The sequence below is a fragment of the Motilimonas sp. E26 genome, assembly GCF_021278025.1.
Lineage (GTDB): Bacteria > Pseudomonadota > Gammaproteobacteria > Enterobacterales > CBDFNC01 > Motilimonas.
Genome location: NZ_JAIBHJ010000059.1, coordinates 1 through 3,309, shown reverse-complemented (window position 1 = coordinate 3,309; position 3,309 = coordinate 1). Strand labels below are relative to the sequence as shown.

At 46.4% G+C, this 3,309-nt stretch carries 3 protein-coding genes; 1 reads left to right on the top strand and 2 read right to left on the bottom strand.

The features are described 5' to 3' along the window. Positions 1-62: 62 nt before the first annotated feature. Entirely contained in the window at positions 63-323 is a 261-nt protein-coding gene (locus tag K1M91_RS21030) for a hypothetical protein (RefSeq protein WP_232804217.1), read from the bottom strand. 142 nt (positions 324-465) lie between these two features. Further along, positions 466-1,116 (bottom strand): HAD family phosphatase, encoded by a 651-nt coding sequence (locus K1M91_RS21025; RefSeq protein ID WP_232804216.1) that lies wholly within the window; start codon positions 1,114-1,116, stop codon positions 466-468. Between the two features lie 166 nt (positions 1,117-1,282). Between K1M91_RS21025 and K1M91_RS21020 the strand changes: the two genes are divergently transcribed. Then, positions 1,283-3,049 carry a PDZ domain-containing protein gene (locus K1M91_RS21020; protein WP_232804215.1) on the top strand — a complete coding sequence of 589 codons (1,767 nt, stop codon included), beginning with the start codon at positions 1,283-1,285 and terminating at the stop codon, positions 3,047-3,049. Positions 3,050-3,309 lie beyond the last annotated feature (260 nt).

The window sequence follows — 3,309 nt, the reverse complement described above, 5'->3', positions numbered from 1 at the left end:
ACCACAAAAGCGCTGCCTTGTATAAATACCCAACAATTCGCTGCAAAAACAATCACGAAAGATCAACAGACCCTAGAAACTAATTTACAAAAAAGATTCAAATGCTCATCAATAATTCTTTCTAACCGAGGGTATCCAGCATGCTTGAGTTCCAAGTAAACTCCATTTAAGTATTCATCTGGTTCTGGGTCTTCAGATTCTCGCTCAACAAAATCATTAAAATACTCTGAAAATTTTTCTAATATACTTTTAAAATCAATAAGCAATTCGAAGTTTATTGACTCATCCTCAGAGATAGGCTTGCCAATATTCCTAATACTCAAATCGCTTTCCTCTAAAACTAACGTTTCTTAGGCTCCATAATGGGGTGATAAAACACCCAAAACGGCGCCTAAAACATATCCAAAATACTTACATTGTTTTATCTAAGGTAAACAACGCTTTATCGCGTAATAATTTCCGCTCCTACCTTTGCTGTTGCAACATTGCCAAAACCCGATGCAGCGACGGCGAAACGTGATGACCAAGGGCAAGAATCTCTGCGTCTGGCTCGGTTAGGTCGGGAATTTGAAAAGTGATCATATTGGCTGATACTGCGGCGCGCACGCCGTTGTTGGAGTCTTCAAACGCCAAACAATGCTCGGGTGCGATGCCTAATCGCTCGGCTGCGAGCAAGTAAATATCAGGGGCCGGTTTGCCATGCTCCACCTCACAGCCTGTAGTGAAATGGTCGAAGTAATGATCAAGCTGAGCCAATTTAAGCTTAATGCCCGCCACATCTTTTTTCGTCGAGGTGGCAACGGTTGCAGGAATATGATTGGCCTTAAGCCATTCTAACAACTCAATCACCCCGTCTTTTACTGGGATGGCCTGATGCAACACAATGGCGTTATAGCGCTCACGCCAAGCTTGATGTACGGCGGGGTAGTTATCGCCATAGTAGTTACGCAAAATATGCTCAATGCCCGTTGCATTACGGCCGATGATGGAAAGGTAGATGGTTTTATCAAACGGTACTTGTACTTCATCGCAAGCTTGCTGAAATACCTGCATACACACCCGCTCGGTATCGAGTAGTAGACCATCCATGTCGAAAATTGCGGCTTTAAATTTCATTGGTTTACTCTCTTGGGAAGCGTTGCCGTTATTGTCACATATTCTAATGCATTGAGGTATGGCTAGGTAGAGGCCATGGCGTGAGCCATTTTCAGCGTTAATTGCACCGCTTAGCTATTTTTGGCAGCATGCTTGCCATACGGAGTTTTCTAACGGAGTTGTATTCATGCATTACCATATTCACGCTATTGATCCTAAAGCCCATTTATTTGCCGTTACCCTGACCATTGAAGCAGCTCAAGCGCAACAAGTGTTGTACTTACCCGCATGGCTACCGGGCAGTTATATGATCCGTGATTTTGCTAAAAACCTGATTGATATTCAGGTGCAAGACGCCAACCAACAGCCATTAGCCTTAACTCAGTTAGACAAGCAAACTTGGCGAGTGAATAATGACGCAGGGCAAATTCAGTTAACCTATCAAGTGTATGCGTGGGACTTATCGGTGCGTACCGCCCATTTAGACACCACTCACGGCTTTTTCAATGGCAGCTGTGTGTTTTTAGCCGCGAAGGGCTTAGAAGAAACTCCTCATAGCGTGACCATCGCTGCGCCAGCATTAAGCGAACTGGCCGATTGGAAAGTGGCGACCAGCATGACCCGCACCGCCGGCGATCAATTTGGCTTTGGCGAATTCAGTGCGCCTAATTACGATGACTTGATTGACCACCCGGTAGAAATGGGCGATCTCACCATCGATACCTTTATCGCCGCTGGCGTGCCACACGATGTGGTGTTAAGTGGTAAGCATCGCTGCAATATGGCGCGCCTATGCCAAGATTTAAAAGCCATTTGTGAATATCAAATAAGCTTGTTTGGCACGCCCGCGCCGTTTGCACGCTATGTATTTATGACCACGGTATTGGGCAATGGTTTTGGTGGTTTAGAGCATAAAGCCTCAACGGCCTTGATGTGTTCACGGGGTGATTTACCCACCGCGAGCGATCTTAATGCGCCGGTGGAAAAAGGCTACCGCACTTATTTATCCCTGTGTAGCCATGAGTATTTTCACAGTTGGAATGTCAAACGGATCAAGCCTGCGGAGTTCACCCCGTTTGATTTGTCGCAAGAGGCTTACACCCAACAATTATGGGCCTACGAAGGCATTACTTCTTACTATGATGACTTTATTACCTATCGCTCGGGCTGTGTCGAGCAAAGCCAATATTTGACCATGCTCAGTGAAATTGCCACTCGCGTTTATCGCGGCAAAGGCCGCTTTAAACAAAGCCTGAACGACTCGAGCTTTAACGCGTGGACTAAGTTTTATAAACAAGATGAAAACGCCGCCAACGCCATTGTTAGTTATTACACCAAGGGCTCGCTGTTTGCGCTGTTTTTAGACCTGACCCTGCGCACCGAAAGCCAAGGCCAATACAGCCTAGACGACGTGATGCGCCAACTGTGGCAAGACTACGGCTTAACCGGCAAGGGCACGGATGTGACCAGCCATCAACGCATTGTTGAGGGCTTATTAAATCGCAACTGCGACGACATCTTTACATATCTGAGTAACACCGATGATTTACCCCTTGCAGATTTGTTCGCCAAAGTGGGCATCAAGATGGAACTGCGCAGCAGTAAAGGCAGCACAGATCAAGGCGGCGCAGGGGTAGAAGGTGACAAAATTGGCTTTGGCGCTCGCACCAAGGCTGAAGGTTTTGGTTTGCGGGTATTAACCGTGAGTCAGGGTAGCCCAGCGCATCAAGCCGGTTTAAGCGCGGGCGACTTATTAATTGCCGCCGATAACCTACAAGTAAACGCACAATTTGAACAACAGCTGCAAAGCTACTCAGTGGGCGCCGTGATCAAGCTACATTGGTTCCGCCGTGATGAATTAATGCAAGGTGAATTGCGGGTGACAGAAGCGGTTAAAGACACCGTGAGCTTAAGTATTAGTGATGCCGAATTAAGCAAACTGTGGTTGTTGTAACAGGTTGTTGTATAAGTGTTGTGGGAGCTGAGCTTGCTCAGCGAAAAAAATAACTATTCCCTGAGCAAGCTCAGGTCCCACAAAAAACACAGGCCGTGCAGCTTAACGGCATGTTGATGTACGGTGTGCCGCTATTTGTGGGGATGTCGTTTATTGCTAATCAGCCATTTGCGTAAGGTTTACCGTAAGCGCTCAATTCTCCGCATTGTTCCTAATTTAATCTGGGCCTTGATAATGACTCCGTCATTACTTATCGAGGT